This window comes from Frankia sp. CpI1-P (assembly GCF_001421075.1).
Classification (GTDB): domain Bacteria; phylum Actinomycetota; class Actinomycetes; order Frankiales; family Frankiaceae; genus Frankia; species Frankia torreyi.
Map to the genome: position 1 here is coordinate 1 of NZ_LJJX01000003.1, position 24,959 is coordinate 24,959.

At 73.7% G+C, this 24,959-nt stretch carries 17 protein-coding genes and 12 pseudogenes; 16 read left to right on the forward strand and 13 right to left on the reverse strand.

Annotated features, from left to right (window positions below; genetic code table 11):
* Nucleotides 1–88: 88 nt before the first annotated feature.
* A partial coding sequence (locus FF86_RS02715) for a TetR/AcrR family transcriptional regulator (protein ID WP_242418066.1) occupies nt 89–672 on the reverse strand: 584 nt, incomplete at its 5' end.
* Between the two features lies 1 nt (nt 673).
* A pseudogene (locus tag FF86_RS38915) lies at nt 674–763 on the reverse strand (TetR/AcrR family transcriptional regulator); the annotation flags it as partial.
* Between the two features lie 387 nt (nt 764–1,150).
* Here FF86_RS38915 and FF86_RS02720 point away from each other — a divergent pair.
* Nucleotides 1,151–2,716 (forward strand): glycosyltransferase, encoded by a 1,566-nt coding sequence (locus tag FF86_RS02720; protein ID WP_044884411.1) that lies wholly within the window; start codon nt 1,151–1,153, stop codon nt 2,714–2,716.
* 31 nt (nt 2,717–2,747) lie between these two features.
* Here FF86_RS02720 and FF86_RS02725 read toward each other — a convergent pair whose 3' ends face one another.
* The 4 genes and pseudogenes from FF86_RS02725 to FF86_RS02735 all read right to left on the reverse strand — a co-directional run bounded on the left by FF86_RS02725 (nt 2,748) and on the right by FF86_RS02735 (nt 5,747).
* Nucleotides 2,748–3,650: an urease accessory protein UreD gene (locus FF86_RS02725; protein ID WP_044884410.1), complete on the reverse strand. Its 903-nt coding sequence runs from the start codon at nt 3,648–3,650 to the stop codon at nt 2,748–2,750.
* A gap of 208 nt (nt 3,651–3,858) precedes the next feature.
* Nucleotides 3,859–4,194: pseudogene (locus FF86_RS38920) on the reverse strand (transcriptional regulator); the annotation flags it as partial.
* A 1-nt stretch (nt 4,195) separates the two neighbouring features.
* Nucleotides 4,196–4,713 (reverse strand): annotated as a pseudogene (locus FF86_RS38925) (helix-turn-helix transcriptional regulator); the annotation flags it as partial.
* A 416-nt stretch (nt 4,714–5,129) separates the two neighbouring features.
* Entirely contained in the window at nt 5,130–5,747 is a 618-nt protein-coding gene (locus FF86_RS02735) for an urease accessory protein UreF (protein ID WP_044884408.1), read from the reverse strand.
* A gap of 436 nt (nt 5,748–6,183) precedes the next feature.
* Here FF86_RS02735 and FF86_RS02740 point away from each other — a divergent pair, with 436 nt between their 5' ends.
* The gene (locus tag FF86_RS02740; RefSeq protein ID WP_044884407.1) at nt 6,184–6,423 is read left to right on the forward strand and encodes a hypothetical protein; all 240 of its coding nucleotides are present in this window, start codon (nt 6,184–6,186) and stop codon (nt 6,421–6,423) included.
* Between the two features lie 207 nt (nt 6,424–6,630).
* Nucleotides 6,631–7,701, forward strand: coding sequence for a phytanoyl-CoA dioxygenase family protein (locus tag FF86_RS02745; protein WP_242418067.1), 1,071 nt, complete (start codon nt 6,631–6,633; stop codon nt 7,699–7,701).
* Between the two features lie 96 nt (nt 7,702–7,797).
* Here FF86_RS02745 and FF86_RS02750 read toward each other — a convergent pair whose 3' ends face one another.
* From FF86_RS02750 to FF86_RS02760, 3 genes are read right to left on the reverse strand one after another with little or no spacing between them, the layout of a single operon-like run.
* Nucleotides 7,798–9,525 carry an urease subunit alpha gene (locus FF86_RS02750; RefSeq protein WP_044884406.1) on the reverse strand — a complete coding sequence of 576 codons (1,728 nt, stop codon included), beginning with the start codon at nt 9,523–9,525 and terminating at the stop codon, nt 7,798–7,800.
* A complete protein-coding gene (locus tag FF86_RS02755; RefSeq protein WP_055406773.1) occupies nt 9,522–9,908 on the reverse strand; it encodes an urease subunit beta in 387 nt (128 codons plus the stop codon). The genes FF86_RS02750 and FF86_RS02755 overlap by 4 nt, the downstream gene beginning before the upstream one ends.
* Nucleotides 9,905–10,207, reverse strand: a complete 303-nt coding sequence (locus tag FF86_RS02760) for an urease subunit gamma (protein WP_011602639.1) — start codon at nt 10,205–10,207, stop codon at nt 9,905–9,907. The genes FF86_RS02755 and FF86_RS02760 overlap by 4 nt, the downstream gene beginning before the upstream one ends.
* Nucleotides 10,208–10,530: 323 nt before the next feature.
* Here FF86_RS02760 and FF86_RS02765 point away from each other — a divergent pair, with 323 nt between their 5' ends.
* From FF86_RS02765 to FF86_RS38965, 9 genes and pseudogenes are all read left to right on the forward strand, one after another.
* Nucleotides 10,531–11,649: an ABC transporter substrate-binding protein gene (locus FF86_RS02765; protein ID WP_055406774.1), complete on the forward strand. Its 1,119-nt coding sequence runs from the start codon at nt 10,531–10,533 to the stop codon at nt 11,647–11,649.
* 76 nt (nt 11,650–11,725) lie between these two features.
* Nucleotides 11,726–12,530 (forward strand): annotated as a pseudogene (locus FF86_RS02770) (ABC transporter ATP-binding protein); the annotation flags it as partial.
* A 184-nt stretch (nt 12,531–12,714) separates the two neighbouring features.
* Nucleotides 12,715–12,999, forward strand: a pseudogene (locus FF86_RS38935) (ABC transporter permease); the annotation flags it as partial.
* A gap of 1 nt (nt 13,000) precedes the next feature.
* Nucleotides 13,001–13,447 (forward strand): annotated as a pseudogene (locus FF86_RS38940) (ABC transporter permease); the annotation flags it as partial.
* Between the two features lie 285 nt (nt 13,448–13,732).
* Nucleotides 13,733–13,863, forward strand: a pseudogene (locus tag FF86_RS38945) (ABC transporter permease); the annotation flags it as partial.
* A gap of 1 nt (nt 13,864) precedes the next feature.
* Nucleotides 13,865–14,340: pseudogene (locus FF86_RS38950) on the forward strand (ABC transporter permease); the annotation flags it as partial.
* 388 nt (nt 14,341–14,728) lie between these two features.
* A pseudogene (locus tag FF86_RS38955) lies at nt 14,729–15,226 on the forward strand (adenine deaminase); the annotation flags it as partial.
* 306 nt (nt 15,227–15,532) lie between these two features.
* Nucleotides 15,533–16,192 (forward strand): adenine deaminase C-terminal domain-containing protein (locus tag FF86_RS38960; protein WP_242418105.1); only part of this gene is annotated, 660 nt, incomplete at its 3' end.
* A 1-nt stretch (nt 16,193) separates the two neighbouring features.
* Nucleotides 16,194–16,423, forward strand: a pseudogene (locus tag FF86_RS38965) (adenine deaminase C-terminal domain-containing protein); the annotation flags it as partial.
* An 85-nt stretch (nt 16,424–16,508) separates the two neighbouring features.
* Here FF86_RS38965 and FF86_RS02790 read toward each other — a convergent pair.
* The 4 genes and pseudogenes from FF86_RS02790 to FF86_RS38975 form a co-directional block, all read right to left on the reverse strand.
* The gene (locus FF86_RS02790; RefSeq protein ID WP_044884400.1) at nt 16,509–17,777 is read right to left on the reverse strand and encodes an ATP-binding protein; all 1,269 of its coding nucleotides are present in this window, start codon (nt 17,775–17,777) and stop codon (nt 16,509–16,511) included.
* Nucleotides 17,778–17,920: 143 nt separating this feature from the next.
* Nucleotides 17,921–18,607: a hypothetical protein gene (locus tag FF86_RS38970; RefSeq protein ID WP_255355689.1), complete on the reverse strand. Its 687-nt coding sequence runs from the start codon at nt 18,605–18,607 to the stop codon at nt 17,921–17,923.
* 63 nt (nt 18,608–18,670) lie between these two features.
* Nucleotides 18,671–18,843: pseudogene (locus tag FF86_RS61765) on the reverse strand (aromatic ring-hydroxylating dioxygenase subunit alpha); the annotation flags it as partial.
* Between the two features lies 1 nt (nt 18,844).
* A pseudogene (locus tag FF86_RS38975) lies at nt 18,845–19,072 on the reverse strand (Rieske 2Fe-2S domain-containing protein); the annotation flags it as partial.
* Nucleotides 19,073–19,826: 754 nt separating this feature from the next.
* Here FF86_RS38975 and FF86_RS02800 point away from each other — a divergent pair.
* The 4 genes from FF86_RS02800 to allB all read left to right on the forward strand — a co-directional run.
* Nucleotides 19,827–20,421, forward strand: a 595-nt coding sequence (locus FF86_RS02800; protein ID WP_242418107.1) for a xanthine dehydrogenase family protein subunit M, incomplete at its 3' end; no start/stop codon positions are given.
* A 298-nt stretch (nt 20,422–20,719) separates the two neighbouring features.
* Nucleotides 20,720–21,358, forward strand: coding sequence for a (2Fe-2S)-binding protein (locus FF86_RS02805; protein ID WP_236705638.1), 639 nt, complete (start codon nt 20,720–20,722; stop codon nt 21,356–21,358).
* A complete protein-coding gene (gene pucD, locus FF86_RS02810; RefSeq protein WP_044884398.1) occupies nt 21,348–23,759 on the forward strand; it encodes a xanthine dehydrogenase subunit D in 2,412 nt (803 codons plus the stop codon). The genes FF86_RS02805 and pucD overlap by 11 nt, the downstream gene beginning before the upstream one ends.
* Nucleotides 23,756–24,959: allantoinase AllB (gene allB / locus FF86_RS02815; RefSeq protein WP_242418069.1), on the forward strand; the 1,204-nt coding region annotated here is incomplete at its 3' end. The genes pucD and allB, both read left to right, overlap by 4 nt.

Consider the following 24,959-nt stretch of genomic DNA (forward strand, 5'->3'; position numbering starts at 1 on the left):
GGCATCGACCCCACCTAACCCCCATGACCCGAAAACAAGATCACAGGGGCCGGTCGGCGCAGCAGAATCCGAAGTGCGAAACACGGGGCTAGCGGGCGTGCTGGGGGCCGGCGGCGCTGTCGACGCTGACCGGGGGCTGCTCGGCGAGGTCGCCGCCCCGGCCCAGCCCGCGCAGCAGCCGGTCGAGCACGATGCCGATCTCGATGCGGGCGGTGTCCGGGTCGGCCGCGCCCGCCGTGTAGATGCTCGCCTCCGACAGCAGGGCGGCGACCAGCCTGGTCAGCGGGCCCACCGGGAGCGGATCGATGCGCTCCTCGGCCATCGCCCGTTCCAGCCATTCGGACAGCAGCCGGTAGCCGTGCCGCTCGACGAGGGCGTCCCACGCCTGGTTGCCGAGGACGGCGGGACCGTCGATCAGCACGATGCGCTGGAAGTCACTGTCCGCGGTGGAGATGTCGAGCAGGGACTGGAACCCCTGGCGCAGTTGCGTCCAGGCATCGCTGGGCAGCTCCGCGTCGCGCGCGAGCTCGCCCGCGACGAGCTGCTCGGCCACCTCGGTGGCGACCTGTTCCATCACCGTGCGGAACAGTTCGGCCTTGTCGCGGAAGTGGTGGTACAGCGCGCCGCGGGTGACCTGGGCGTCGGCGACGATCTCCTCGGTCCCCGTGGCGGNGAAGCCCTGCTCGGCGAACCGGCGGCGGGCTGCCGAGATCAGGGCCTGACGGGTGTCAGCCGTCTGCTCGGTACGACGGCTTCTGGTCACCCCCTGATTATGGTGCAGTCGGCGCCTTCGGAGGTGGCTCTGCCGAGCCGGGATCGGGTGGGGCGGCCGGGGGCCGTTCGGTGGGGGTACACACAGGACGATGTGATGNCACCGTGGGATTAACCCCGCCCGTCGCGGGTGGTGCGGGGCGGGAGCGCCCGGATGGTCGACGGGTCGGGTCCGATTGCGTTCGCGCAGCGCCGGGTGCCCGTTCTCGATGGGGCATCGTCCCTGCTCAGCGGCCCCATCCCGCGGTGCGCCCGGAGGTCGGCACCGGCGGCGAGGCCACCGCGGCCGCGGCGAACCTACCGGGGACGGAAAGTTCTTAACACACAATTACCGCACTCGTCTGACGCCCGTACGACGCACGTGGCAGCATCACTCTCTGTGACTGTGCTGCAGTGGATAGCCCTCGCCTCATTGCTCGCCTGGTTGTATCTGGCCGTCGGTCATGGTTTCTTCTGGCGCACCGACCAGCGGCTCCCCGCGCGGCAGGCACCGCCATCGTGGCCCAGCGTAGCGATCATCATCCCGGCCCGGGACGAGGCCGACGTGTTGCCCGTAACGCTCCCGACCCTGCTCGCCCAGGACTATCCCGGGCCGGTTCGCCTGATCCTCGTCGACGACGGCTCCACCGACGGGACCACGGAGGTCGCCCGGGCCCTGGCCGAGGAGGCCGCCCGTAACGGGCACACGGGCGTCAGCGCCGCGGTCACCGCCTCCACAGAGCCCCCGCCCGGATGGACCGGCAAGCTGTGGGCCCTGCGCCGCGGCGTCGACTGCGCCGGCGACGCCGAGTTCCTGCTGCTCACCGACGCCGACATCGCGCACGACCCGGGTTCGCTGACCAGCCTGGTGGCCTCCGCGCGCACGCACGGGCTGGACATGGTCTCGCAGATGGCCGTGCTGCGAGCCGAGACCGCGTGGGAACGGGTCATCGTTCCGGCGTTCGTCTACTTCTTCGCGATGCTGTATCCGTTCCGCTGGTCGAATCGCCCGCGTTCGCGGGTGGCGGCGGCGGCGGGGGGTTGCTCGCTGGTCCGTCGGGAGGCCCTCCTGGCGGCCGGCGGGCTCGCCGAGGTCCGCGGGGCGGTCATCGACGACGTCGCGATCGCCCGGATCATCAAGCGCTCCGGTGGACGGACCTGGCTGGGGCTCGCCGAGCAGGTCCACAGCCGGCGCCCGTACCCGCGGCTGGCGGATCTGTGGAAGATGGTGTCCCGCAGCGCCTACGCCCAGCTCCGGCACTCGCCGCTGCTGCTGCTCGGCACCGTGCTCGGGATGTCCCTGGTCTTCGTCGTCCCGGTGGTCGCCACCGTCGCGGGCCTCGCGGCCGGCGACAGCACGACCGCGATCATCGGCGCCGTCGCCTGGGTGATCATGACTCTCTCCTACGTGCCGATGATCCGGTACTACCGCCAGCCGGTTCCCGCCGCCCTGCTACTCCCCGGCGTCGCTGTGCTCTACCTCGGGATGACGCTGGACTCGGCGCGGCTCAAGCGGGCCGGCCGCGGCGCCGCGTGGAAGGGGCGCACCTACGACGATCACGGGACGCCGTCCGCCGATCGGCTCTCCTCCGACGCGGCGACGCCAGCCACGGCGCCTTCCGTCCCGGCGCCCTCCGTCGCCGCGCAGTCCACCGCGGTGCCGACCGCCACGGTGGCCCCGGCTGCCGCGCCGCCGGCCACGGCAGCCCCGGCCGAGGCGAGTCTGGCCGCCGCCGGTCCGGTGGCCGCCGTGGCATCCCCCGGCCCAGGGGCGACGATCCCGGCGGCTGCCGGTCCGGTCGAGCCGCCGCGTGACCCGTGGAACGACGGCTTCTCCCGTTCCAGCCCCAGGCCCGGGCGGACCGACGAGCCGCGCCGTGAGGACGCCGCACGCGCAGTGCCCGCACCCGGCGGGGCTCAGTCCCAAGCCCGGGCGGACGACCGCCCGCCCGGCGCCGGACGCTGACCCAGGCCCTGCGCCGGAGGCCAACGGCGGCTCATCCCGTGGGGTCGGCCAGTGCTGTCAGCCGGCGGCGCAGGGTGACGGCATCGTCGGCCAACGCCGACACCAGATAGCCCGGACCGGTCAGGGGCAGCCGGGCCACCCCCTCCGCGACGGCGGCGTCGGCTCCGGCTCCGGCTTCGGCCCATTCGGGCCCCACGACGAGCAAGGAGCCGACCGCGCGGGCACCGCCCAACTGGGCTGGACCCCGCAGCCCGGGCACCTGTGGCCCGAGCAGCAGCTCCTGACGCAGCAGAGGCACCCACCTGGACGACCCACCCGCCAGGTCGGTGCCCGAACCCTCGGCGCCGCCCGCCACGTCGACACGCAGCATGCTGAGGACGGACCCGCTGGGCTCGCCGAACCGTCCGAGCAGGATCTCCTCGCGCAGCCGCAGCCGAGCCGTCGCGGCCAACCGGACCTCCGTGACGATCCGATGGTCGGCACCGTCGGCAACCACGGTCGGTTCCGGACCGAGGTCGAGTTCGCCGCCGTCGGCCACCTCCGCGGTGACGGTCAGCCGGGATGGTCCGGGGCCGTGACCCGGCAGCGCGACGGTCGCGGCCACCGAGCGCAGGACCAGGCGCACCCCGCCCCCGACGGAGATGTCCAGCCGCAGGTCATCGCCCGCCAGCGGACCGGCGGCCCCGTTGACCAGATGGACCGTCATCGTCGGCAGCGGCTCCGCCCCGGGGCGCGCCCCGCCGCCCGTGCGCGCCCCGGTCCGAACGGGTGACACGCCGGTCAGGCGCAGGACGATCGGCACGTCCGAGCGCAGCTCGGCGAGTCGGGGAGCGCCCTGCGGTCCCCGCTCCACCCGCACCGCGGCATGCGCCCGGACAGCCGTACGGCCCGTCCGGGGCATGGCTGGCGACGCGGCGTCGGTGGTCGTGGGCATCGGGTGCACCTCCTCGCGGCCAGGGTGTCGGCCGGGCAACGGGCGTTCCGGCCGTGCGGGGCCGTGGGGCCGCGGGGCCGGGTCGGTGGGGCCGGGTCGGTGGGGCCGGGATTGTGGGGCCGGGATTGTGGGACGAGGCCGGGGTCGATGGAGCAAGCCGGTGAAGGCGGGGGAGCTGGGGCGGGGCCGGGGGAGGGAGTGCTCGCGGTCAGCCGGAGACGGCGCGCAGAGCGCCGGGGCGGCGACCGGTGAGTCGGTCGAGCGCGGCCGCGGTGGCCTCGTCGGCTGGCAGGAGGACGAGAAGACACTGTTCGTCGTCGGCCGGTAGATCGAGCCGTTCGAAGGCCAGCCGCAGTTCGCCGACGTCAGGGTGGACCAGGCGAGCGATTCCGTTCGCCGGCGGCAGGCCCGTCAGCCTCGTCACCCGCTCCGTGAACGCCGCCCCGGCGGTGCGGGTCAGCTCGTCGGCGAGGGCCGCAACGAAGGGATCCGCCCGGAACGGACCCTGTTTGAGTGCGGCCACCTGGGCGTCGGCCGCCTGGTCNCAGTCCGGCAGGGCGGCCCGGGCCCGGCTGTCGGTGAGGACAAAGCGGGCCAGGTTCGGTGGATGGCCGTCGAGTAGTCCGATCGGACCAGCGACCCGGACGTATCCCTCGGTGTGGGCCAGGATGTCGGTGAGCCGGTTGAGGAGCACGGCCGGACCCGGCTCGAGACCGTCCAGCAGCCGCTGCACGGTCGGCCGCACCGTCCGGCCGGGCGGTATCCCCCCCATGCAGGTAAAGCCCCCGTCAGCAGCCTTGACCAGGCGTTGCAGGTGGACCCGCTCGTTCGCGGTCAGCCGGAGGGCCTCGGCGAGGACGCCCAACACGGCCATGGACGGCCGGCGGTCGCGGCCCTGCTCCAACCGGGTCACGTACTCGACGCTCACCCCGGCGAGCGCGGCGACCTCCGATCGGCGCAGCCCACGGGCGCGGCGGCGGGGCCCACTGGGCAGCCCCACATCGGCGGGGGTGAGGGCCTCGCGACGGACCCGCAGGAACAGCCCCAGCTCGTTATCGCCCACCGGGGGACCGTAACAGTCCACGTAGCCCGGATCATGGCCCTGCGGCTACCACTCTCCGATCGCTCGGGCCCACTTCGCGGGTCGTAGCTGCGCGAGCGGCGGCCTTCCTACGAATAGGTGGGCACGCCCCGCCAACAAACTCCCGAACGATCAGCGGGTCAGAAGATCCCCGCGCGTGCGGGGACGACACTTGGCGAGCTGGGACTTGAGCAGCGAGGGACTGAAATCCATATCACTTGGCACGTGTCATCCTGCTCCGCCGAGCATGGTGATCCCCAAGGAACCGCGCCACGCCGCCCGATCCGGACTCGGCCCTGGCATGACTCGACCCATGATGATCATGATGTTTCGCGGAACTTGCGCCATGCTCAGGCGGTCTGAGAAGCCGCCGGCTTTAGCCGGCGGAGGAGTCACGACTACGAGGTGAACATCCGCAACGGCGCGAGCCGGTGCTGCTCGGCCAGCAGGTCCAGGCGCACGGCTGTGAGCGCCGGAAGCTCCCGTGGGGGCAGGGCGGCGGCCTCCTCGCCCGCACGGGCGATCGCCTCCACGTCGTCGGCGAGGCGGGCCAGCACCCCGGTGACGGCCAGGGGGTCCAGCCCGATCAGGCGGGTCGCGGCCGTCGCGGGCCCGGTGACCGTGGTGTGTGCCGCGGCGAGGGCTGCGTCCCCGGGCGTCAGCCCCGCGCCGGCGGCCACCATGCCCAGCGCGATCGGGTGATGCGGGGCGCGAGGGCCGGCCGGCACCGGCCAGGCGGCCCGGCCGGCTCGTAGCAGGGTGCGGCCCTGTGCCCGGCTGGCCGCGCGCTGCGCCGGGGCGGGCGTGCGGGCGTCGAGTTCGGCGTCGAGGTCGGCGACGCCGGTCCGGCCGGTCGCGATGGCGTGGCAGGTGGCGGCGGCGAAGGCGGCGGCGACCAGGCCGACGGTGTGCAGCCGGCCGAGCAGGAACGCCGCCAGGTCGGTGAGACTCGCCAGGCTGCCGTCGGTCACCGCGGCCTCGACCCCGCCCGAATGGGCATGGCCTCCGGTCGGCATGCGGCCATCCGCGAGAACCAGCAAGGTCGCCCGTCGCCCAGACCGCCCGATCGGACCATGCCCGTCCCCACCATCGGGGCCAGGTTGCACGGTGTGGCCAGGTTGCACAGTGTGGCCGGGTCGGTCGATGTGGCTGGGCTGGTCGGCGCCGAGGTGGGCGTCCGTCTCGTCACCTGATCTCACAGCGCCCCCTCCAGCGGGTTTCTTGCTCGTTGGTCGCCTTCGGCCAGATGGCACCCTCGGTCATTCGGGCGACAATCCGGTCACAACATCCGTCGTCCTGTGGAAGAGTTCGCGGCCGGTGGCCGCCGTCCGGCCTGGCCGGGCGGCACCGCGGCGCTCGGGCTGACCGGCCGTACGCCGCTCGGGCCCCGCCTGCCGGGCCATACGTGCCTCCGGTGGCGACGACCATCATGAAACCGGGACGAGGGACGACATGTCACGACGCGCGACAGGGGCCGAATCGCGAGTACGCCTGGCCGGGCTGCTGGTGGCGGCGGTGGCGCTGGCACCCGTGCTCACCTCCTGTGGCGACAACCGTCCGCCGAAACCCCGCTGCCAGGCGGGCTACCAGGCCGACTGGGACGGCGACGACCACGAGTGGGAATGCGAGCGCAAGGGCTCCCACTCGTCGCACAGCACCGGTCACCGCACCCGCACCCGCGCCCGACACTAGACGAGCAGGTCAGCAGGTCAGGAGGCCGGCCGGCAGTCTGAAGGCCCTGTCCCCATCGGCGGGTGGCCGGGGCGCGAGGTTCGCCGGACGCCGGATTGCTGCTGGTCAGCAACGGCGTCGAAACCCGTTCGCCGTAGCGTGATGAACCGACTGGTCCGGTCGGGGGCCACCCGGGCCGGCGGCGACGTCGAGGGTGGAGGAACGACCATGGGCAGCCCGACTTTCGTCCCGGCCCCGGCGGGCGTGACCCGCGGGGCGCCGTCCATGCCGGCGGTGGCCGAGGTCGGAGTGTTCGTCGTGGACACGACCCTGCCGGACCCGCTGGCCGCGCCGGCGCTGGCCGACCTCGACGACTTCTACCACCGTCACGGCTTCGTCGTGCTCCGCGGCCTGCACTCCACCGCGTTCCTCGACCGGGTCGAGCGGGAGTGCGGCGCGGCGCAGCAGGCGGTCCTCGCCGGGACGGTGTCCGAGCGCTATGGCTCCACGCAATACCTGGACGCCCGTTACCTGAATCGGACGGGCCTGGGCCGGGCGGATCTGGGTCGGGCGGATCTGGGTCGGGCGGGTCAGGCCGACGGCGTGACGGGCCCCTCCGGACGGGCCTCGAACGGAACGAAGCCTGCCGGCGCCGATACCGGGATCGAGGCCGATGCCGAGGCGTACGTGAACTACGTCGAACACGTCGAGGAGCTCGCCCCGGCCGTGCGGGCGGCGGCGACCCATCCGCTCATGGTCGCCCTGCTGCGCCGCCTGCTCGGCGCGGACGTGTGGATGAGCCCCAGCGAGAACGCCGGCGTGGTCTTCCAGGACGCCCGGCCCGGCCGCGAGTCCGGCTACAGCCGGATCGGCTGGCACTCGGACTGGCAGGCGATGCCGAGTCTCGACGTCTGGCCCGGCTGCGCGTTCACCCTGCACGTGGACGCGACCAGCCCGGCCAACGGCTTCCTGCGGGTGGTGCCCGGATCCCACCGCTGGGCCACGCCGGCGCCCTACCGCAACATCAACAACGTCGCCGTGCCCGCGGACGCCCGCCCGAGCGGGGGACACACCGACGCCGAGCCGCCCTACGAGATGCCGCTCGGATTCGAGAAGATCCCGGGGGAGATCGCCGTCTACGCCGAGCGCGGCGATCTGCTGCTGCACGACGCCTACCTGTGGCACTCGGCGGCCCGCGCGACGGAGAACGCCACGACCCGCCGGCACGTGCGGGCCGGCTATTACAGCGGCGACCCGGCCTCCTATCGCGACCAGTTCATCAAGAACGCCGCTCGCTGACGCGCGCCCCGGCCGAGGCCGGGCGGATCGGGCCGCGACCGCGTGGCCCGCGTGATCCGCGCGGCCCGCGCGGTGACGCGGTCGGCTGCGGCGCCGTCAGAACAGGAAGTACCGCTGGGCCATCGGTAGCTCGCGCACCGGATCGGCCTCGACGGCGTCGCCGTCGATCGAGACCGTGAACGTGTCCGGGTCGACGCGGATGTCCGGCGTCGCGGTGTTCTCCGGCAGATCGGCCTTGCCGCGCCGGCGCACGTCCTCGACCGGGACCACGGGGGTGGCCAGGCCCAGCCGTTCGGGCAGCCCGTCGGAGATCGCCGCGGGCGCGACGAAGGTCAGCGACGAGGCGGCGGCCGGACCCCGCGCGGCCCCCCACATCGGGCGGGGCAGCACCGGCTGCGGGGTCGGGATGGAGGCGTTGGCGTCGCCCATGGCCGCCCAGGCGATGAACCCGCCCTTGAGGACCAGCGACGGCCGCACCCCGAAGAACGCGGGATCGTAGAGCACCAGGTCCGCGAGCTTGCCGGGCTCGACCGAGCCGATCTGCGCGTCCAGCCCGTGCGCCACCGCCGGGCAGATCGTGTACTTGGCGACGTACCGCCGGGCCCGCGCGTTGTCGGCCGGGCCGTCCCCCGGCAGGGCCCCGCGACGACGCTTCATCACGTGGGCCGTCTGCCAGGTGCGCAGCACGACCTCGCCGATCCGGCCCATCGCCTGCGAGTCCGAACCGATCATCGAGATGGCGCCGAGGTCGTGCAGGATGTCCTCTGCGGCGATCGTCGACGGCCGGATCCGGCTCTCGGCGAAGGCCAGATCCTCGGGCACACCGGGGTTGAGATGGTGGCAGACCATCAGCATGTCCAGGTGTTCGTCGAGGGTGTTGACGGTGTGCGGGCGGGTCGGGTTCGTCGACGACGGCAGCACGTTGGCGGCGGCGGCGACGGTGATGATGTCCGGGGCGTGGCCGCCGCCGGCGCCCTCGGTGTGGTAGGCGTGGATGGCCCGCCCGGCGATGGCGGCGAGGGTGTCCTCGACGAAGCCGGCCTCGTTGAGCGTGTCCGAGTGCAGCGCCACCTGGACTCCGGCGGCGTCGGCGACGCGCAGGCAGGCGTCGATCGCGGCGGGCGTCGTGCCCCAGTCCTCGTGCAGCTTGAACCCGGCCGCGCCGGCCCGGAGCTGTTCCCACATCGACGCGTCGCTGACCGTGTTTCCCTTGCCGAGCAGGACGACGTTCACCGGCCAGTCATCCATCGCCGAGAGCATCCGGCCGAGGTTCCACGAGCCCGGCGTCACGGTGGTCGCCTTCGTGCCCTCGGCCGGCCCGGTGCCGCCGCCGATGAGGGTCGTGATCCCGGCGCCGAGTGCCTCGGGGACCTGCTGCGGGCAGATCAGGTGCACGTGGCAGTCGACCGCGCCCGCGGTGAGGATCTTCCCGTTCCCGGCGATGATCTCGGTGCCGGGCCCGATGACCAGGTCGGGATGAACGCCGTCCATCGTGTCCGGGTTGCCGGCCTTGCCGAGCGCGACGATCCGCCCGTCGCGGATGCCGACGTCCGCCTTGATCACGCCCCAGTGGTCGAGCACGACGGCACCGGTGATGACGAGATCGGGGGCGCCCTCGGCGCGAGTTGCCCGCGACTGGCCCATGGACTCGCGGATGACCTTGCCGCCGCCGAAGACCGCCTCGTCGCCGCTGCCGCGGAGCGCCGGACCGCGGCTGCGGTCCTCGGTCACCTCTATGAGCAGGTCGGTGTCGGCGAGGCGGATGCGGTCGCCGACCGTCGGTCCGTACAACGAGGCGTAGCGGGAGCGGTCCAGCCGGCTCATGAGCCCTCTCCGAGGTAACCCGGCAGGTCGCCGACCGCCGCAGCCGGGCCCTCCCGGCCGTCGTGGCCCTCGCGCCCGTCGAGCGGGCCGGCCGACTCCGGACGCAGGCCGGGCACGATGCGGGCGCCGGCCAGCGGGACGAGGTCGACCTCGCGTTCCACCCCGGGCTCGAAGCGGACCGCGGTGCCGGCGGGCACCGCCAGCCGGTGCCCCCACGCGACGCCGCGGTCGAAGTCGAGCGCCGGGTTGGCCGCGGCGAAGTGGTAGTGCGACCCGACCTGCACCGGACGGTCGCCGGTGTTGCGGACCAGCACCGTCCGGACGGGCCGCCCCGGGTTGATCTCGACGGGGTCCTCGCCCGGCAGGACCTCACCGGGGATCACGCGATCGGCTGGTGCACGGTGACCAGCTTGGTGCCGTCCGGGAACGTCGCCTCGACCTGGACCTCGGCGAGCATCTCCGGCACCCCCTCCATGACGTCGTCCCGGGTGAGCACGCCGCGCCCGGCGGTCATCAGGTCAGCGACGCTGCGACCGTCGCGGGCGCCCTCCAGCAGGAACGAGGTGAGCAGGGCGGTTGCCTCGGGATGGTTCAGCCGCAGCCCGCGGGCGCGTCGTTCCCGGGCGAGTCCGGCCGCCACGTGGATGAGCAGCCGTTCCTGTTCATGGGGGCTCAGCAGCACGAACGCGAAGCCTAGCAGGCGCTGCCAATGATGCCGGCGTCGCCGCGGGCCGCCCGGATGGTCGGTGCACGGGTTCCGCGGCACTCCCGCCCGTTCGTCATTCGACCNCCGCCCGATGTCGGGCAGGTGAACGTTGAACCGCTTTCGNGGCATCCAGGTTTCGGTGACGTTTCGGTCGGCGGGAATCCCGGGGGCGGTGGTGGAGCCTGACCGGCCCGGCGGCGAGAATGGAGTTACTGGCAATTCACACAGGTGCGATGAGACGGATACGCCTCCTTCCTAGCGTCCGGGAGACCGCTCGGGCAGGTCGGATCGACCGGCCGATGGGGTGTGCCCGAGACGAGTGTGATGGGGGTTTGGTGACAACAGGTCTGGATCGGCGGGGTTTTCTCCGCCGGGGTGTGGGAGTGACCGCGGGAGCGACTCTGCTCACCGTCGGCGGGAGCGGCCTGCTCGCCGCCTGCGGCAGCGACGACAGCGGCGACTCGGGCTCGGGCGGTTCCGGCGCAGCCTCGTTCGGGACGCTCGGCGTCCGCCTGTCGTGGATCAAGAATGTGGAGTTTGCCGGGGAGTACCTCGCCGACCAGCGCGGCTACTACAAGGCGGCCGGTTTCTCCGGCGTCAACCTGATCGCGGGCGGCCCGTCGGCGACGCCGCAGGACACCGACGTCGCCACCGGTAAGGCCTTCATCGGAATCTCCTCGCCGGACATCACCGGGACCGCGATCGCCCAGGGCGCCCCCCTGAAGATCATCGGTGCGCAGTACCAGAAGAACCCGTTCGCCATCCTGTCCATGGCCAAGAGCCCCATCAGGACGCCGCAGGACCTGGTCGGCAAGAAGATCGGTGTGCAGGCGACCAACGAGTCTGTCTGGTCGGCGTTCCTGAAGGCGAACAAGCTCGACCCGTCGTCCATCACGAAGGTGCCGGTGGAGTTCGACCCGCTGCCGCTGACCACCGGAACGGTCGACGGCTGGTTCGCCTTCGTGACGAACGAGCCGAACCTGCTGCGGGTCAAGGGCTTCGACGTCACCACCTTCCTGCTCGCCGACCACAACTATCCGCTGGTTTCGGAGACCTTCATGGTCACCGACGAGTCGATCGCGAAGAACCGCGACAAGGTGAAGGCGGCGCTGACCGCCGAGATCCGCGGCTGGAAGGACGCCACCTCCGACGCCTCGCTCGGCGCCAAGCTCGCCGCCACCGTCTACGGCAAGGACCTCGGCCTGGACGAGAAGGAACAGGGCCTGGAAAGCGCCGACCAGAACAAGCTCATCCTCACCGAGGAGACGAAGAAGAACGGGCTGTTCACACTCACCGACACTCTGGTCGAGGAGAACATCGCCACCCTCAAGCTCGCCGGCGTCGACATCACCGCCGAAAAGCTGTTCGATCTGTCCATCATCCGAGAGCTGTACAAGGAGAAGCCGGAACTCGTATGAGTGCAGCCGCCACGCCCATGCCGGAGCCGACCTCGGGACCGTCGGCTCCCTCAGCTCCTGCCCCTGGTTCCGGCGNGAGTGTGGTGGGCCTGCGCAAGGAGTTCCGCCTCGGCCGCACGTCGATTCTGGCCCTCGACGACGTCAACCTCGCCACCGCGGAGGGCTCGTTCCTGACGCTCATCGGGCCGTCGGGCTGCGGGAAGTCGACGGTGCTGCGCATCCTCGCCGATCTCGACGCGCCCAGCGCCGGTGAGGTGCTGGTGCTCGGAGAGCATCCGGCGACCGCCCGTCGTGGCCACCACCTCGGCATCGCCTTCCAGGACTCGGCGCTGCTGCCGTGGCGCTCGGTCGAGGCCAACATCCGGCTGCCGCTGGAGGTCGCCGGCGTGAAGGCGAACCGGGCGGTGATCGCGGACCTGATTCGGCTGGTGGGGCTCACCGGCTTCGAGAAGGCCCGCCCGGCGCAGTTGTCCGGCGGGATGCGCCAGCGGGTCGCGATCGCGCGCGCCCTCGTCGTCGAGCCCCGCATCCTGCTGCTTGACGAACCGTTCGGCGCCCTCGACGACATGACCCGCCAGCGGCTGAACTTCGAGCTCCTGCGGATCTGGGGCGAACGGGCCACGACGACCCTGCTCGTCACCCACTCCATTCCCGAGGCGGTGATCCTCTCCGACACCGTCGCGGTGATGAGCGCCCGGCCGGGCCGCATCTCCTCGCTCGTCGACATTGACCTGCCCCGGCCGCGCACCCCGGAGATGCTGCGCTCGGCGCGGTTCCACGAGCTGCACGACGAGCTCTCGGCGCTGCTGTTCGCCGGCGGCGAGACGGCGGCGGACACGGTGGGGATACCGGCAGCCGACCCCGCCCGGAGCGGCGCATGACCACCCTGCAGGACGCCGCCTTCGGGGCCACCGGCGGCGGTCCGGGCGGGCCCGGGGGACCGGGAAGATCACCCGGACCGGGCGGGTCGGGCGGACCTGGCGGACCGGGCGGGTCGGGCGCGGGCCGTCGCCGCGACGGGGCCGGGCCGGGCGCCGATCGGCCGGCCTGGATCGGCGGCGCGGNCGGGATCGTCGGGCTGATCGCGCTGTGGTGGGTGCTCGCGGTCACCGTGCTCGACAACGGCGGGGTGGTGCCCACCCCGTGGGAGGTCGTGCGGGCGCTGTGGGATGACCACCGGCTCATGTGGACGTCGGCGAAGTCGACGGTCCAGATCGCGGCGAAGGGGTGGTTGATCGGCAACGGCCTGGCCATCGGCCTCGCCGTGGTGTTCTTCGGGGTGCCGGTGGTGGAGCGGGTGCTGCTGCAGATCGGCGTGGCGTCCTACTGCCTGCCGATCATTGCGATCGGNCCGATCCTGACCACCGTGTTCGACGGCAGCACCCCGCAGATCGCCCTGGCCGGCATCTCCGTGTTCTTCACGACGATGGTCGGCACCCTGCTCGGACTGCGGGCCGCGGACCCGGCGAGCCTCGACGTGGTGCGGGCCAGCGGTGGCGGCGCCTGGAAGCAGATGCGGTACATCCGGCTGCGGGCCGCCCTGCCGAGCACCTTCGCCGGGCTGCAGATCGCCGCGCCGGCGGCCGTCCTCGGCGCGATCATCGGTGAGTTCCTCGGCGCCGACCGGGGGCTCGGCGTGGCCATGGTCCACTCCCAGCAGGCCCTGGAGGTCCCGCGGACGTGGGCGCTGGCCGTGGTCGCCTCCGCGGTCGCCGGACTGGGCTACGCGCTGACCGCGTTCGTGGCCCGGCTGCTCACCCCATGGGCGCCGCGCGGTAACCCGGGAGGCGGGCAGTGACGGCCGGCTCCCCGGCGGCGACCGCCGCGGAACCGGCCACGGCCGGCTCCGCACCTCCGGTGGCGGCTGCGGGTCGCGNCACGCACGTGCTGCTCGCGGCGATCCTGCTGCGGGTCGGGCGCACCGTGCTGTCCGTCGTCGCGTCGGCCGCCGTGATCGTGGGTCTCTGGTACGCGTTCATCGCCGTGTTCGATCTCAACCCGCTGGTCGCCAAGGATCCGCAGGCGGTGTGGAAGTACCTGTTCACGGCCGACAAGGCCGCCGAGAGCCGCCGGGCGATCCTCNACGGGCTGTGGCACACCCTCGGCGACGCCGGGGTCGGGTACGCGGCGGGCACCGTGGCCGCGATCGTCGTCGCCGTGACCTTCGTGCTGTTCCGCTCGGTGGAACGGGCGCTGATGCCGGTGGCGATGATGNTGCGGTCGGTGCCGCTCGTGGCGATGATTCCGCTGCTCACCCTGATCTTCGGTCGGGGCCTGACCGCGGTCGGGGTCATCGCCGGGATCATCGTGTTCTTTCCGTCGCTGGTGAACCTGGTCTTCGGGCTGCGGTCCGGTCCGCCGGCCGCCGCCGACCTGGTCCTCGCCTATGGAGGCGGTCCCGCGACCGTGCTGCGCAAGGTCGCGCTGCCCAGCGCCCTACCGGCGCTGTTCGTCTCCGCGCGGATCGCCGTCCCGGGCGCGGTCATCGGTGCGCTGCTCGCCGAGTGGCTGGCGACCGGCGAAGGGCTCGGCTACTACATGCAGCGTGCACAGCAGACGTTCAACTACGGCGGGGTGTGGGCCTCGGTGGTAGTGATCACCGTGGCGAGCATCGCGCTGTACGCCGTCGTCGGCTTCGTCGAGGCGATCGTCCTGGCGCGGTACGGGCCGAACTCGGGTCGGGGCAGGTAGCGGTGATTGTGATGCCCGCAATGGTGTCGTCGATCGCACCCGCCGCCTCGTCCGGACGGGCCATCCTGGGGCGGTCGGTTCTCCGCCGTGCCCCTCGTCGCCCCCCGGCCTGCCCTCCCGCGGCGTATCTGGCAATTCCCCTGCGATATAACAAAAATCGGCGCGAATTACGCGATGTTCCCGGGCGGCCGCCTTCCCTGCCTGCCGTCTTCGGATGTAGATGCGCCGCCGGCGCCGGCCGGCGGACGAAGGGCTGCCTTTGAACGTCGAATGCACCAGCCTCGGACCCCGGCTGATGGCGGCGCCCGGCCGGGTGGTCCGGCCGACGCGGACGGTTTCCGCCGGTTCGGCCACATATCCGCGGGCGCCAGCCCGCACGGAGTCGCCCGTGGTGATCCCACGCCTGGACCGGCATGAACCCCCGCCGGATCCGGCCGGTCCGATCGGGCACCTCCCGGTGACCGGCGTGGGCCGGTTGTCCCCCTCGGCCGCCGAGCTGGCCCGCCTGCGCCGGGTCGCCGACGGCGAGGAGGAGGCCGACCTGGTCGTGCGCGGCGGCCTGGTCGTCGTCGTGCACGACGGCACGGTGGTCAACCGCGACATCCTCATCGTCGGGCGGTACATCGCCGCCGTGACCAGGCCCGGGGTGCTCAGCGGTCGGCGCTCCCTCGACGCCGCCGGTCGTTACGTCGTCCCCGCCTACGTCGACGCCGGGCTGCGGGTCGAGGAGACGCTGCTCAGCGCGGGCGAGCTGGCCCGTCTGCTCATCCCGCGCGGGACGGTGACGCTGCTGACCGACCCGGCGGCGCTGCTCGCGCTCGGCGGGGCCCAGGGCTCGGAGCTCGCCACCGGCTCCGCGACGCCACTGCGGGTACTGCTCCGTTCGNGCGGTGGCCTCGCTCCCGCCGCCGACCTGGCGCTCGCCGCGCCGGTCCCGCCCGTCGCACCGGCCTCCGGTCCCACGGTGATCCCGCCCACCTCACCGACCACCACCTCGGTCGTCGAGGTGAGCCCGGCGCCGCCGGGGGCCGGGGTGAGCGGCCTGTCCGCGCTGGGCGCGGGTCCGGTGGCGGACCCCGCCGGACTGCGCTGGGCGTTGGACTACCCCGGCCCGACCAGGACCAGGACGGTCACCGAACTCGCCACCCACGGCCATCTCGACCATGACGTGCGGCTCGCCGTCGGCCAGGGCATGGGCCCGATCGACGCCATCCGGCACGCCACCCTGCTCCCGGCCCGGTCGCACGGCCTGGACTCGGCGTTGGGCTCCATCGCCCCCGCCCGGCTGGCCGACCTGCAGGTGGTGACCACGCTCGCCGGCACCGCCCCCCCCGACGTGGTGGTGGCGGGCGGCCGGATCGCCGCCGAACACGGGCGCCCGCTGTTCGACAACCACGATGTGGCGCCGGCCTGGGCCGTCGGCCGGATCCGGCTGCCGGCGAACCTGCATGCCGGATCCTTCCTCGGCCCCGGCCTGAGCCGGGCGGGCAGGCAGGACGTCAGCGTCGCGGCGGTGAGCATCGACGTGCCCCGCGAGCCGGCCGCCCACCCGGTCGCGGGCGGTCCGGGACGCAGTCCCCTGGGCGGTGCGGGTCCCGAGCCGGCGACGGCCCGCCGGCACGGCGTGCGCACGGTGCGGGTGCAGCCGACGGTGCACGACGGGTACGCGGTCGCCGATCCCACCCGCGACCTGCACAAGGTCGCGGTCTTCGAGCGGGACGGCGGCGGCGGCCCCATCGACGTCGGGCTGATCCGCGGCTGCGGGCTCAACCGCGGCGCGCTCGGGGTGTCGACGATGCACGCGCCCGGCCACGTGGTCGTGGTCGGCGCCCGCGACGACGACATGCTGACCNCCGCCCGGGCGGTCGAGGGCATGGGTGGCGGGTTCGTCGTCGTGGACCAGGGCTGGGTGCGGGCGGCCTGCCCGCTGCCGTTGCTGGGCCTGATGAGCGACGCCCCGTGGGAGGCGGTGCTCGGCGAGCTGGCCGCCGTCGACACCGCCGCGGCCGATCTCGGCTGCCGGCTGCCGTTTCCGCTGCGGACCCTGGCGACCCTCGGCCGGCTGCTCTACACCCGTCCCTGACGGCCCTGCCCCTTGGTCGCCTGGTTACCGGCACCGATCCCGATCGATCCTCCCCCTGGATCGGCCGCCGGACGGGTGGGGCGCGTCAGCCCCCGTCGGCCGCCCGCGGCCGGTGGGGCAGGGCGGGCCCCCCACCGGGGATGGCCCATCCGGGCGATGCGGGCGATGCGGGCGGCGCGGGTGTTGCGGGTGTTGCCGGATGGTCGATGCCGGTCTGGGCTCGCACGTGCGCGGCGCACTCGCGCAGGTCGCGGTGCACCTGGTCGGTCAGGTGCCAGGTACGGCCCGCGCCGTCACCGCCCACCTGGACCAGGCCGGCGTGGAGCAGGCTGATGAGCCGGGCGCGTGCCTGCGACCGGTCCACGCCCAGCAGGGCGGCCGCCTGCGCGGTGCGCAGCCGGTGGGTCTGGCGCAGCGCGGTGACGAGCTGGAGGTCGGCCCGACCCAGCGGCCGGCCGAGCCGCTCGCGGGCCGCGACGTACCGGGCGAAGGCCAGGTCCGCAGGGGTGGCGGGCAGGGTGGCGACGATCGTCCGCTCGGTCGGATGCCCGAAGCGGGGAGCTGCCAGACCGTGGCGGAGCTGGTCGGCGACGGCCCGGCCGATCCCGTGCCCGGTGCGCTGGGCGATCCCGGCCCGCCGGAAGGCGTCGGCGAGCAGGGGGTTGCGCGGGCGGGGTGGCCCCGCGAGCGCGGTCCCCGGCGGCGGTCCGGCGGCCGGCGCCACGGGATTCGTGATCTCGATGCGGTCGTCGGCCCACCGCACGTGGACGGCGCCGGGAACGTCATAGTCCCGATGGGTCAGCGCGTTGGTAACCAGCTCCCGGAACGCCTCCTCCGAAAAGGCGGGAACGTGCACCCGGAGGAGCTCGAATCGGATCACCTGTTCGGTGTTGCGGGCGCGGAAGCGGGCGAGCAGCTCCTCGGCGAGCCGGAACAGCGGCCAGTGGAAGAAGTCGTTCACCACGGCCGTGTCGGCCCGCATGACCTGCATCGCCGCCTCGTGCCAGGGCAGGAACCAGCGGATCGCCTCCGGCCGGCCGAACAACAACAGAGCCTCGGGCAGCAGGACCGGCTCCGACCGGCCCTGCCCCGTGCCGCCCTGCCTCGTGCCGCCCTGCCCCGTGCCGCCCTGCCCCGTGCCGCCTGCCCCCGACTCCGCGTTCGGCTCTGACGCACCGTCCGGACGGGCTACACCGAGGGCGGCGGCCAGCTCACGGTCCGGCAGCCCGGCGAGACCGGTGTCGGCGCGCGACCCCGCGGCGCCCACCAGCCGACGGAACCGCTCGAACTCGCGAGGGTCGAGGTCCGTCCACCTCGCCTCGTCGACCGGCCGCCCCCAACCCCGCACCGTCATGAGTTCTGCGCCTCCCGGCCGAATCCGATCCCCATCGTAGGTCGCGGTGCAGGTCGTCGACCTGCGATGTCGCTCCCGCTGAGTGTCGGATATCCGCTGTTCCCACCGCGGTCGGGACNCCCCCGAACGCTGGACCTACCCGCCTATCGGATCGTCGTTCGCCGGAACTCGGTGCGGCGGGCGGTGGTGCGCGGCCGGTCCCGGCCGTCGGACGGTTGCCCGGAGCCGCTCGTCGGCAGCCGGGTCGCCCGGTCGACGAGGGATGCCAGCACGCGGCGCAGCGCGACTCCCGCGGCGTCGGCCCGGATGCTCACCTCCTCGGCGGGGTCGGCATCATCGCCTCTCAGCGGGTCGCCCCGCGGCGGGTCGCCGATCAGGGGCAGGCCGTCGAGGTCGAACCGTTCCTGCAGCGCGAGGTCCTCGTCGAGCACCGCCTGCTCGAAGCGGGCGGCCTCGGCCATCCGCGCGGCGTCCCCGCCCAGGTCGTCGCGCAGCAGCCTGGTGTAGATCCGGGTGGATCCCTCGTCCTCCGGCTGAAGGCAGAACTGGATCGTGTTGATCATCCCGGCATCCGGGTAGTCCAGGCGCAGGCGCAGCATGAACGGCGGCCGGTACACGTAGGTCGACCAGCGGCGCTGCACGAGCGGATGCTCGCCGGTGGCGACCTTGGGGTCCTCCGGGTTGGCGACCCGCTGTTCCATCTGCACGACGAATCCGTCGTCGTCCTGCGTCACCCGGTAGGGCGCGACCACGGTGTCCTCGCCGGCGCCGATCGTGCCGGCGTGCACGAACGGGAAGTGCGCCGTGTCCAGGAAGTTGTCGGCGAGCAGGCCGGCGCAGGCGGAGGACCGCGACGGCTCGAGCCAGACCGAGTCGAAACCCGCCTCGTCCGNCTCGGGGACCTCGATCAGGTCGGCGAACGGTTCCTCCGGCGCGATCCAGATCAGGCCGTGCCGCTCCACCACGCCCCACGGTGGGGCGGCCCTGGCCCGTCTGGGGGCGGGCACCCCGGGGCCCAGGGCGGGAACCGCGGTGCACTCGCCGGAGACGACGAAACGCCAGCCGTNATAGCCGCAGACGAGCTCGTGCGCATCCACCCGGCCGGCCGACAGCGGTGCAAGCCGGTGCGGGCACCGATCGGCGAACGCCGCCAGGCCATCATCCAGACGGGCGAGGACCCACGGCTCGCCCAGCAGCCGCACCGCCACCGGTTCGTCGGCGACCTCACCGGACCGTGCCACCGGATGCCAACCGTGGCGCAATGCGGCGTTGGTGTTCGTCAGACGACGTGACATGCCCACCTCGCTCGGTCGCGTGCCGCCGGCGGCGATTGGCTCGCCGGCCCGGTGCGGTGTTCGGACCCCGCGATCTGGCCGGGCCCGTCCCCCGGGCGGACCATCCTCCCCAGGGGGCCATCCTCCCGGTCGGACCCTCATCCGGATGGAACTGCTCGCCCCGGCGCGCGCACCCGCATTCCGGTGGCGACGTGATCCCGGCGCCGGAACGGGGCGACTCCGTGTGGTGCATGGTCCCNGCGGGCCATGCCGTCGCGGTACTCATCGGTCCCGCTATGACACGCCAGGAATGACGGAGAACCGCGCGTTCTGGACACAGAGGGGACAAAGGTCCCATTTCCGGAGTGAAACGGCGCTGTCTTTCGACTTGACGTCGCNCATGTAACAATTGGTGACGGTCTACTGGGCGGTTGGTAATGGTTCGGGTCGGTCGGATGCGGCGACTGCCCCGGTGGTGCGGGGTGCAACGGCCTCGGCCCGATCGGGCGGCCTCACGGAGTGTCTGCGTGGTCGAACATCATCGTAACTTTCCGCCTCTAGGGTCGGTTGCCATGCACCGTTCGTCCGCCTGCCCCGCTGCCCCTCGGCTCGTCGGCCGGTCCCGCCGGTCGAACCCACCCGGATGTTCCGCCGCGGGTCCGATCGGGCGGGTGCGGTTCATGGCCCGGCGCACACGGTCCTGGCGGCCGTGCTCCCGCCAGCAGCGGTCCCGGTGGGCGTGGTCCCTGTGACGGCCGGCGGGACGACGTCCGCGATGTTCCGGCCCCGCACGGTCGGTGAGGCGGTGGAGATGCTCGCCGCCGCGCACGACTCCGGTGCCGCGGTGGCGCTGCTGGGCGGTGGCACCGATCTGGTTCCCGCGCTGCGGTCCGGGGAGCGTGCCGCGGAGGTGGTCGTCGCGCTGCGCCGGGTGCTCGAACTGCGGGTCCGCGGTGCCGGGGCGGACAGCCTGACCATCGGCGCGGGAGTGACCTACACGGACCTGGCGGGCTGGTCGCTCTCGCCCGGCCTGGCCCGGGCCGCCCGGGTGGTCGGCTCCGTCCAGATCCGCAACACCGGCACGGTCGGCGGTGCGCTGGGGTCGGCGCGACCCGCCGGCGACCTGCTGACCTTCCTGACCGCCGCCGACGCCGAGGTGCTCACCACCTCGCCCCGAGGATCGGACCGGCTGCCGTTGCCACGCTTCCTTGCCGAGGGGCTGGCCCCGGACGCACTCGTCACGGCGGTGCGGCTGGCCCGCCCGGGCGGTCCGCAGGTCTACCTCAAGATCGGTGAGCGGCAGGCCGCGTACCCCGCGGTCGTCTCGTGCGCGGTCCTGGTGGACCGGGTGCGCCACCGGCTGACGTGTGNGGTCGGGGGAGTGGGCCTGCTGCCGGCCCGGATGGAGGCGGCCGAGCGGTACGCCCGCGACGAGGTCGACTGGTCGACCGGGACGGTGTCCTCAGCGGCGGCCCGACGCTTCGGCGACCTGGTCGTCGAGGCGGCCACCCGGATCACTCCCGCGCTGCCCGCGGGCCCGCGGGGCTCCGCGGAGTACCGCTGGCACGCGGCGGGGGTGCTCGCCGGCCGGGCGTTCGCCCGCTGCCTCCACGTGACCGCGCCCCCGGCCAGCGGCCCTGTCGGGGACTTTGCCGCCGGCGGGCAGCCGTGACCGCGGTGCCCGCGGACGGCCTCGACGCCGGGGCGGAGGGTGCGGACAGGGCCGGCGGGGCGGCCGGGGCGGACGGCGGCGAGAGCTACCGGCTGAACGTCGACGGCTTCCTGCGCACGGTGAACGGCGCCTCGATCGGGGATTCGCTGCTCACCGTGTTGCGGGACACCCTTGGGGTGACGGCGGTGAAGGACGCATGCGAGCAGGGCCGGTGCGGGGCCTGCTCGGTGCTGCTGGACGGCCGGCTCGCGGCGTCCTGCACGGTGCTCGCCGCGGACGCCGACGGCACCCGGGTGGTCACCGTCGCCGGGTTGGGCGGTGCGGGGCTGGCCCGGGCGGTCCGGGCGATGTTCCTCGCCGAGGGGGCGGTGCAGTGTGGCTTCTGCACCCCGGGCTTCGTGGTCGCGGTGACGGATCTGCTCACCCGCCATCCGGACGCCGACGAGGAGGAGATCCGCGAGGCGCTGGCCGGCAACATCTGCCGGTGCACCGGCTATGGCCGCATCCTCGCCGCCGTGCGGGCGGTCCAGGCTGAGCGCGGCGCCCTCCGTTCGGGGGATGCTCACTCATCTGGGGAGACCCAGCGTCACGGGGAGACCCAGCGTCACTCGGACGGGGGTCCGGATGGGTGGTGAGGCCGTGAGCGGTGGGATCGGGCGGTCGGTGCGTCGCCCGGATGGACCAGACAAGGCGAGCGGAGTCTTCCGGTACGCCGGGGACCTGCGGGTGCCGGGGATGCTGCACGCGCGCACGCTGCGCTCGCCGCATCCACGGGCCCGCCTCGGGCGAATCGACGCCGCGGCGGCCCGCCGCCTGCCCGGGGTGGCCGCCGTGGTCACGGCCGCCGACGTGCCGGGCGTGGCCACCTACGGGCTGATCGTCGCCGACCAGCCGGTCTTCGCCGCCGCGGAGGTGCGCTACGCCGGGGAGCCGGTCGCCGCCGTGGCCGCGGTCGACGTCGCGACCGCCCGCCGCGCGCTCGCCGCGATCGAGGTGGACTACGAGCCGCTGCCTCCCTCGACCGACCCGGAGCGGGTGCTGGCCGCGGATGCGGAATCCCTGCACCCCGCCGGCAACCTGTTTCGCGAGATCGACATCCGGCACGGCGAGCCCGGGGTCGACGGTCCCGTCGTCGTCGAGGACCGTTACGTGGTCGGCATGCAGGACCAGGCGTTCCTGGCACCGGAGGCGGCCCTGGTCAGCCCGGCGGCCGACGGTGGAGTGGACCTGCTCGTCGCGACCCAGTGGCTGCACTCGGACCGCGAGCAGCTCGCCGCCTGCCTGGGCATCCCGGAGAACCTCGTCCGCCTCACCCTGGCGGGCGTGGGGGGTGCGTTCGGGGGGCGCGAGGACGTCACCCTCCAGATCCACGGCGCGCTGCTGGCCCGGGCGACGGGTGCGCCGGTGCGGATCGCCTACGACCGCGTCGAGTCCTTCCTCGGCCATCCGCACCGCCATCCCGCCCGGATGTGGTTCCGGCACACCGCGACCGCCGACGGCGAACTGGTCAGCGTCCAGGCCAACGTCGTCCTGGACGGCGGTGCCTACGCGTCGTCCTCCCCCGCGGTGCTCGCGAACGCGGTCACCCACGCCGCCGGCCCCTACCGGGTTCCCCACACGCGGCTGCGCGGGGTGGCCGTGCGGACCAACAACCCGCCCTGCGGGGCCATGCGGGGTTTCGGCGTGCCGCAGGTGACCATCGGCCACGAGGCCCAGATGGACCGGTTGGCGGACGCGCTCGGCATGGACCCCGTCGAGCTGCGGATCCGCAACGCCGTCCGACCGGGGGATGTCCTGCCGACGGGGCAGGTACTCGGCGCCCCGCTGCCGGCGCGTGAGCTCATCCAGCTCGTCGCCGCCCGCCCGCTGCCCCCGCCGCCAACCGCGGACGTCACCGGCCTCGCCCTGCCCGGCGGGCTGCCCGCCGCGGCGGAGCCGGGCCGGGTGCGCCGCGGCGTCGGCTACGCCCTTGCCTACAAGAACCTCCTCTTCTCGGAGGGCATGGACGACTCCTCGGCCGCCCGCGTCCGGCTGGACCTGACCGACGACGGCACGCCGCGCGTCCGTGTGCACAGCGCCTGCGCCGAGGTCGGCCAGGGTTTCGTCACCATCGCCGGCCAGATCGCCCGCACCGAGCTCGGGGTCGAACAGGTCGTCCTCGCCCCCGCGGACACCGCGGTCGGCAGCGCCGGCTCCACCAGCGCCTCCCGCCAGACCTGGATGAGCGGCGGCGCCGTGCGCGGTGCCTGCGTCGCGGTCGCCGACCGGCTGCTTGCCCGGGTCGCGCGGGCCGCCGACCTGCCGGCCGAGGTCGTCGAGGCCCCCCGGCGCACCCTGCGGATCGCCGCCGGACACATCGTCGGCGTGGAGGCCGGGCTGCGCATCGGCATCGCCGACGCCCTGGCCGAAGGTCCGATCGAGGCCGACTACACGTTCCACCACCGGCGGACGACCGCGCTGGACGCCGAGGGTCAGGGCGATCCGCACGTGGCGTTCGCCGGCGCGGCCCACCGCGCGGTCGTCGACGTGGACATCGATCTCGGCCTGGTCCGGGTGGTGTCGATGGCGCTGGCCCAGGACTGCGGCACCGTGCTCAACCCCCTGTCCCTGCGCGGACAGGTCGAGGGGGGCACCGCCCAGGGGCTGGGTCTCGCGCTGATGGAGGAGCTGATCACCGTCGACGGGGTGGTGGTCAACCCGACCTTCCATGACTACCTGCTGCCGACCATCGCGGACGTCCCCGACCTGGACTTCGTCGCCGTCACCGAGCCGCAGCCCGACGCGCCCTACGGGGTCAAGGGCGTCGGCGAGGCGCCGACCTGCACCGCCACCCCCGCGATCGTCGCCGCCATCCGGGCGGCGGTCGGGCGGGACCTGCGGCGGGTCCCGGTGCGCCCGCAGGACCTCGTCGACCTCCCGACCCGCCCCGACCTCCCGACCGGCTCCGACCTCCCGACCGGCTCCGACGTTCCGGCTGGCGTCGACGTCCCGACCCGCGCCGGCGTCGACCCGGCTGGAGGTGCTTCGACGGCATGAGTGCGTACCTCCCGGACACGCCGGCACGCCTGCCGGAGCGGCCGCAGGTGCTGCGGTCCCGTCGGGTGGCCCTGCCCGACGGCGAGCGGCCGGCGGCGGTGCACCTCGCCGACGGTCGGATCACCGCGATCACCGAGCCCACCGAGGTGCCGGCGGACGCCCTGGTCACCGACCTCGGCGACCTGGCGTTGCTACCCGGTGTGGTCGACAGCCACGTGCACGTCAACGAGCCGGGTCGGACGGAGTGGGAGGGTTTCGCGACCGCGACCCGCGCCGCGGCGGCGGGCGGCGTCACCACGATCATCGACATGCCGTTGAACGCGATTCCGCCGACGACCTCCCTCGCGGCGCTCGCGACCAAGCGGGCGGTGGCCGAAGGTCAGATCGCCGTCGACGTCGGGTTCTGGGGCGGCATCATCGGCGCCGACACCCGTAATCTCGCCGATCTGGCCGCCCTGCACGACGCCGGTGTCTTCGGTTTCAAGGCGTTCCTGGCTCCGTCGGGGGTCGAGGAGTTCCCGCACGTCTCGATGGAGGTGCTGGCCGCCGCCGCCCGGCACACCGCCCGGATGGGCGCCCTCACCGTCGTGCACGCAGAGTCGCCCGCCGTCCTCGCGGCAGCACCGCCGGTGGCCGGGCGGGCCTTCGCGAGCTGGCTGGCCTCCCGGCCCGCGGCGGCGGAGACGCAGGCGGTGGCGGGGCTTGCGGCGCTGTCCGCCGCGACGGGTGCGCGGCTGCACGTGCTGCACCTGTCCGCCGTCGAGGCGCTCGACGAGATTTTCGCCGCCCGTGAGGAGGGGCTGCCGCTGACCGCCGAGACCTGCCCGCACTACCTGACGTTCACCGCGGAGGAGGTCCCCGAAGGGGCCACGGTGTTCAAGTGCGCCCCGCCCATCCGTGGCAGGACGAACCTGGACCGGTTGTGGGACGCGATGCCGGCGGGGTTGCTTACCGGGATCGTCAGCGACCACTCGCCGTCGACTCCGGAGGTCAAGCACATCGACAGCGGCGACTTCGCGGCCGCCTGGGGCGGTATCGCGTCCGTGCAGATCGGGCTACCCGCGGTGTGGACCCAGGCCCGCGCCCGCGGGCACACCCTCGCCGACGTGGTCGGTTGGATGTGCGCGGGCCCCGCGGACCTCGCCGGGCTGCGCGGCAAGGGTCGGCTCGCCATCGGTGCGGACGCCGACCTCGTCGTCT